The sequence below is a fragment of the Acetobacter papayae JCM 25143 genome (assembly GCF_000613285.1).
GTDB lineage: Bacteria > Pseudomonadota > Alphaproteobacteria > Acetobacterales > Acetobacteraceae > Acetobacter > Acetobacter papayae.
In genome coordinates this window covers 1-5,893 of the sequence record NZ_BAIN01000102.1, presented here as the reverse complement: position 1 = coordinate 5,893, position 5,893 = coordinate 1, and the positions used below count along the sequence as shown (strand labels likewise).

The window sequence follows — 5,893 nt, the reverse complement described above, 5'->3', positions numbered from 1 at the left end:
CTCCGGCAAATCCGACATGAGCCAGCGCATGGCTGGCAAAGCTCTGGCCGCGCAGCACCAGAAACCACCCCACAGGCCCGCAGACGAGCGAGACCAGAAAAGCCGCCATAAAGGCCGTGCGCATAAATTCATAAGCAAGCATCAGTGGGTGTGTCCTGTGCAGTCGCAGGCATGCAGGGTGTCACCCCCGCCTTCGGCCACCACAAACAGGCGGCCCTGCGCGCGCACGACCTCGACCGGCGCACCATAGAGCGCACTCAGGCCGGTGTGGTCATGACTTCATCCACCGTGCCCAGAAGGGCTTTGCCGTGAGCAAGATACAGCACACTGTCCATAAACCCTTCGAGCGGGTTGATGTCATGGGTAGAAATCAGCACCGTCAGCCCGCGCTGGCGGGCCAGATCATGGATACGGCGGGCTGTCTGGCGCATGCGGGCGGGGTCGAGACTGGCCAGAGGCTCATCAAGCAGCAGCAGGCGCGGGGAATCGAGCAGCGATTGTGCCAGCAGCAGGCGCTGGCGCTCCCCACCGGAAAGGCTGGCCACCGGGCGCGTTGCCAGTTCCTGTGCATCCACCGCGGCCAGTGCGGCATCGACCTGCGCACGGGCTTGGGGTGTATGCCATGGCAACCCCCAGCGCTGGCCGCGCAGGCCGAGGCGACCATGTGCCAGCCACTGATCTGCCCCGCCACCATCTGCCGTGACTGCGGCATGTAGCCAATGGCGGCCTGCCCCGGTCGGGCCGGCTGTCCTGCTACATGCAGGCTGCCATGCGATGCGCTATCCAACCCCAGAATGGCGCGGAACAGTGTGGTTTTGCCAGCACCGTTGCCCCCCAGCACCGCGACGAAGCCGCCGTTCGGGATACTGAAATTTACGGAATCCAGCACCCGCCGCCCATCGCGGACAATACTCAACTCCCGTGCTTCAAGAATGGGGGCAGTTCATGGCCGGGTGCGTCATGGCGCGCTGTCCAGCAGGTGCTCCGTCTGCCGGGCAATGGCGCTGATCCAGTCCTGCCAGTGAGGGGGAGGCGCGGTGCCCGCTGGCGCAAAAGGCAGGTTTGCGGGCAGGGTTTCCGTCAGCGGCAGGGAGGGTATGCCTGAACTGTCGGCCAGTTCCAGTAGCGGCACAACGGCTACTTCTATCATCTGCTCATTATAGGCCAGCAGGTGCAGTTTATGCGCGGTCAGGTCGTTTTCAAATTGGGCGATATCGGCCGGGGCGGGTTCCACGCCGTTCATGATGGCGGTCTGGAAGTCCTGCTCTTTCATGTCTAGCCCCATCTGTTCGGCCAGCGGGTCGAATAATGGTTCTGTTGCCGCAACCGCGCGCCCTGCGACATGGGGGCGTATTGTGGCCAGCAGCGCATCAACACGGGCGATGGCGTCCAGCACCGCGCGGCCGCGCTGGGCATAGGCGCTGGCATGGGCGGGGTCGACCTGTGCGCAGGCGGCTTGCAGCCGGGTAACGACATCCGCCACTGCACGGGTGTTGAACCATAGATGCGGGTTGCCGCCCGTGTGCCAGCCGGGCCACGAATCGGCACGGATGATTCGCTCCGCGGGCAGGCGGGCGGCATCGGCTAGTTTGCCAGCCATGTGTCGTATCCCGCGCCGTTCATGACAACCAGCGTGGCATCGGCCAGATGGCGGGCATCGTCCGTGCTGGGGGCGTAGAGATGCGGGTCCACCGTGGGGGAGGCCAGCAGGGAGGTAACGGTCATGTCTGGCCCGGCAATCTGCGCGGCCAGATCTCCCCATGTGTTTTCCACCGCTACTATGTTCAGGGTGGCGTGGGTCTCTGCCCTGCCGGGTAAGGCAAGGGCGGGAGTCAGCAGCAGCATCCATAGCAGGCCTGTGCGCAGCAGGCGGGTAGGGTGGCGGTTTGCAGGGCACCGGAGGGGGTGCAGGTGTGTGTGTTTACCCTGCCGGCGTGTCATGTGGGCATGTCTTGTGCTGGTTCCCTCAAAAGAATGTAATATTATTACATCTGTTCCGTCCTTTCGTCACCTCCCTCTCGCGTGTTGATGTATGGTCTTCCGCTGGAAGCTCGATTAGGCTACCAAGTAAAGAGAACGGAAGATGAACATGCCCCGCATCCCGCACCCAGCCCGCTCGCGTAACCAGACATCGGCTGCCACCGACAATGCGCCCGTACAGGCCGGGCACGATTCTGCGGTGCAGGCTGGTGACCCGTACGGTTTTTCCGAGCATACGCGTGGGCTGCTGGACTGTGCGGCAACGCTCTGCTCCCGGCAGGGGGGGCGCATGACCGCGCAGCGCCGCGATGTGCTGGGCCTGATCCTGCAGGCCGATGCCCCGGTGGGTGCGTATGATCTGCTCGAACAGCTCCGGGTTTCCGATCGCAGGCCCGCGCCGCCTACAGTGTACAGGGCGCTGGACTTCCTGCTGGAACATGGCCTGATCCACCGGATCGAGCGGCTTTCCGCCTTTGTGCCCTGTACCCATCTGTCCCATGAGGACGAGGCTGATCCCTCTGGGGCGTCTGCCTCGTCCTCCGCGCGATCTGGTCATGTCGTTTCGGCCTGCGGGCATGAGCATGGGGCCTGTGGTGTGCATGCCGCCCAGTTTCTGATCTGCCGCGCCTGTGGCGGGGTGACGGAAATTGCCGATACGCCGCGTATTCTGGACATGTTGCGCACGGTATGCCGCGAAAAGGCCTTTACCATGCAAAGTGCCTCGGTCGAGGTGGAAGGGCTGTGCGTCACCTGCACCGGGCAGCAGGAGGCCGGAACGGAACGATGAATGGCCAGAAAACCGGGTTTCATTCCTGAGCAGCCGGGTTTTGCCGGTTTTGACCGGGTAGGGCTGCCACAAGGTCCCGAGCGTGTGCGCAGGCGCGCCGTCGGAGGGGGGCAGGGGCGTAGCCGTAGGCCGGGAACCGGAGCGCGTGCCGGACAGGGAGACACCGGGCCGGAAAGTCTGGATTGTATAGTAGCGGGCAGGGTTGTAGCTGGGCTATCGCATGCGCGTACGGGTGCTCCGGTTTCCGGCGTGGCGGCTGCAGACGGGGAGCAGGCCGATCTGTTTTCCCTGCCGTTGCCACCTTTGCCGCGCACGGTTTTTTTGCCTGAAGAAGTGCGCCTGAGCCCGGTTGCCGTGGCATCGCTCGGCGGGCGCAGTGGTGAGGATGGGTGCCTGTATCTGGTGGCAACACAGGTCAGGGCCGCGCGCCTGCTGGAGCAGGGGCTACCGCTGAGCCGCCGCGCTCCGCTTATGCTGACTGAGCGCGCAGGCGTGGTGCCATGGCTCGCCTGGCTGAGCGAAACCGGGGCCGAGGAGCAGGATGCCGGGCCGGGCGTGGTGTTGCGCCTGCGCCGGGCCATGGTGGCCGAGATGCTGGAGAGCGACCCAGACCACACGGCAGCGTTTTCGGCCCCCTGTTACTGGCTGAGTGGCGTTTAGGGGTTCTTGCCGGATTGCCGCGCGGCCTTATGCTGCCCGGCATCAAGTGTCCCTGACAGCCGATGGAGCCTTATCCGTGAATCAGAATACCTCCTTTTCTGCCCGCCCGTCAGACGTGCTTGCGGGGGATATCCTGCTGGCGGAAACCACGCGCGGTGGCCGAGTGGAATCCCGACATTATGGGGCTGTTGCGGTGGTGGACGCGCAGGGGCGAACGGTTTTTGCTGCAGGTGATGTCGCAACGGCCATTTTCCCCCGCTCTACTGTCAAGGCGTTGCAGGCCCTGCCGTTGCTGACGGAAGGAGCGGCGGATCGTTTTGCCTTGTCGGATGCCGCTCTGGCGTTAGCCTGTGCTTCGCATCAGGCGAGCCGGAGCATGTGGCGGTGGCCACCGATATGCTGGCGCGCGCGGGGTATGATTATGGCGCGCTGGAATGTGGGGTTCACTGGCCGCTGGATAGCACGGCGGCGCGTGCTCTGGCAGCCAGTGGCCAGCCTGCCCAAGCGTTGCATAACTGCTGCTCGGGCAAGCATGCGGGGTTTGTCTGTCTGTCCTGTGCCGGCGGGCATGACCCGGCTGGGTATGTGGGGGTGGAGCACCCGGTCATGCAAACTGTGGCGCGCACGCTGGCGGATGTAACCGGCATTGCCCATACGCGCGATAATCAGGGAACGGATGGCTGTGCCATTCCTACATGGGCTGTGCCGCTGGAGGCACTTGCGCGGGCGTTTGCGCGGTTTGCCACCGGGCAGGGGCTGGGGGCGGCGCGTGCAGCGGCGGCTGAACGGTTGCGCGCGGCTATTGCGGCTAACCCTTTCATGATCGCGGGGAGTGGCCAGTTCGATACCAGAGTCATGGAAGCGCTTGCCCCGCGTGTGCTGACCAAAATGGGGGCTGAGGGGGTCATGGTTGTGGCCCTGCCCGCGCAAGGGCTGGGCATTGCCATCAAATGCCGCGATGGCGGCGTGCGCGCGGCAGAGACTGCCGCCGCCGCCCTGATTGCCCGTTTTGGGAAAGAGGACAGCCCGGTGCTGCATCATTACATGCGGCGCACAGTATTTAACTGGAATGGTCAGCCCGTGGGCGAATTGCGTGCCGCTTCTGAACTGGCGGGCGACTGTCTGCCTGAAACTGCCTGTTAAAACCGGGCAGAATAAAACCCGGCAGGCAGGGGGCGGTAGAGTAAAGCGGTCGGCAGGGAAAAACGCCCTGCCGACCGTTTGTTTTTTATGGCTCAGCCCTTGGTTGCGCGGGCGCGCTTTGCCGGTGCGGCTTTACGCTTGCCACGGGTCGGGGCTGCCTGTTCAGCAGCTTCGGCTGCCAGACGCTCATAACGCTTGCTGCGGCGGCGTTCCTGCACAATGCGCAGTTTTTCAACGGCGGAAATCGCGTTGTTGGCCGTAGCGGTTTCCGCTGCACGGCGTGCGCTGGCGGTAGCCTTGGGCGCGGGCTTTGCCGCAGCGGCTTGGCAGGCTTTGCGCTGGCGCGTGTTGCGGCCTTGGGAGCGGCAGCAGCTTTTGTCGGGGCTTTTGCGGCGGCCTTGCGGGTGCTCTTGGCCGGGGCGGCAGGCTGGGCTGCTGCTTTCTGCACTGTTGCGGTGCGGGTGGTGGTTTTTGCCCGGGTCTTGGTTTCGGCCTTGGCGGCAGTCTTGGCCGTTGCCTTGGTGGCGGTCTTGCGTTCAGCCTTCGGAGCGGCGGCCTTGGGTGCTGCTGCTTTGGCGGTGCGTGCAGCCGGTGCGGCCTTCACGGCTTTTGCCGTGCGGGTCTTGCGGGTGGTGGCGGGCTCAGCCGGAGCGGCTACACTTTCCGTTGCGATCGCTTTTGCACGGGGCGCGCGTTTTTTGGGAGCGGGTGCCGGCGCGGTTTCGGGGGCTGCGGTTTTTGTCGTGCGGCGCTTGCGGGTTTCACTCATTGTTAATCTTCCTTGAAGACATGGTTTTGATTATTCAAGAACATGTCATGTGTTTTCTGATAAAGAAAAAACCTTACCCCTTACCCGCGAGGACATGCCGCGACAGATGTTTGGGCTGTTCCCGCTCTACATAACAAAAACCACCGAAAATGCAAAAAATACTGTACAGAAGGCATGAATAAATATCAGCCTGCACTATGGTGCTGCCGTTATCTGTTCACTGACTGTTCTTGTTAGGGCGGAGTGTTGCCCGCAATGGCTTGTGGCTTTATGATCGGGACTTCCGTTTTCTTCATGTTTTGCCTTCGGGGCTTGAGAGTAATTCCATGAAAATCAATGGCACCCCTTACCGCAGTGTCTGGGTCGATGAAAAAGACGGCTGGAGCATTCATATTTTCGACCAGACCCGTCTGCCGTTCGCGCTGGATATTCTCACGCTCGTCACACCTGATGAGGTGGCCCACGCCATTCGCACCATGCAGGTGCGTGGCGCGCCGCTGATCGGGGCTGTGGCGGCGTACGGGCTGGCGCTGGCGCTGCGGTCAGGCGCGGAT

At 63.4% G+C, this 5,893-nt stretch carries 5 protein-coding genes and 4 pseudogenes; 4 read left to right on the top strand and 5 right to left on the bottom strand.

Annotated elements, in window-relative coordinates:
• The 4 genes and pseudogenes from JCM25143_RS20045 to JCM25143_RS20035 all read right to left on the bottom strand — a co-directional run.
• Positions 1-142, bottom strand: a 142-nt coding sequence (locus JCM25143_RS20045; protein ID WP_035371417.1) for a metal ABC transporter permease, incomplete at its 3' end; no start/stop codon positions are given.
• Positions 143-257: 115 nt separating this feature from the next.
• The gene (locus JCM25143_RS24910) at positions 258-629 is read right to left on the bottom strand and encodes an ATP-binding cassette domain-containing protein (RefSeq protein WP_267879974.1); all 372 of its coding nucleotides are present in this window, start codon (positions 627-629) and stop codon (positions 258-260) included.
• Positions 630-751: 122 nt separating this feature from the next.
• Positions 752-841, bottom strand: a pseudogene (locus JCM25143_RS24905) (ATP-binding cassette domain-containing protein); the annotation flags it as partial.
• A 117-nt stretch (positions 842-958) separates the two neighbouring features.
• A pseudogene (locus JCM25143_RS20035) lies at positions 959-1,725 on the bottom strand (metal ABC transporter solute-binding protein, Zn/Mn family).
• Positions 1,726-2,089: 364 nt separating this feature from the next.
• On the opposite strand from JCM25143_RS20035, the gene JCM25143_RS14170 reads away from it, so the two are divergent.
• The 3 genes and pseudogenes from JCM25143_RS14170 to JCM25143_RS20025 all read left to right on the top strand — a co-directional run bounded on the left by JCM25143_RS14170 (position 2,090) and on the right by JCM25143_RS20025 (position 4,570).
• On the top strand, positions 2,090-2,767 hold the full coding sequence (locus JCM25143_RS14170; RefSeq protein WP_025861691.1) for a transcriptional repressor: 678 nt from the start codon (positions 2,090-2,092) through the stop codon (positions 2,765-2,767).
• The gene (locus JCM25143_RS21105; RefSeq protein WP_025861690.1) at positions 2,768-3,427 is read left to right on the top strand and encodes a hypothetical protein; all 660 of its coding nucleotides are present in this window, start codon (positions 2,768-2,770) and stop codon (positions 3,425-3,427) included.
• Positions 3,417-4,570: pseudogene (locus tag JCM25143_RS20025) on the top strand (asparaginase). Before JCM25143_RS21105 ends, JCM25143_RS20025 begins: the two are co-directional and overlap by 11 nt.
• Before the next feature lie 85 nt (positions 4,571-4,655).
• Here the strand turns inward: JCM25143_RS20025 and JCM25143_RS22160 are convergent.
• Positions 4,656-5,339 carry a hypothetical protein gene (locus tag JCM25143_RS22160; protein ID WP_148300151.1) on the bottom strand — a complete coding sequence of 228 codons (684 nt, stop codon included), beginning with the start codon at positions 5,337-5,339 and terminating at the stop codon, positions 4,656-4,658.
• Positions 5,340-5,665: 326 nt separating this feature from the next.
• Between JCM25143_RS22160 and JCM25143_RS20015 the strand changes: the two are divergent.
• Positions 5,666-5,893: pseudogene (locus JCM25143_RS20015) on the top strand (S-methyl-5-thioribose-1-phosphate isomerase); the annotation flags it as partial.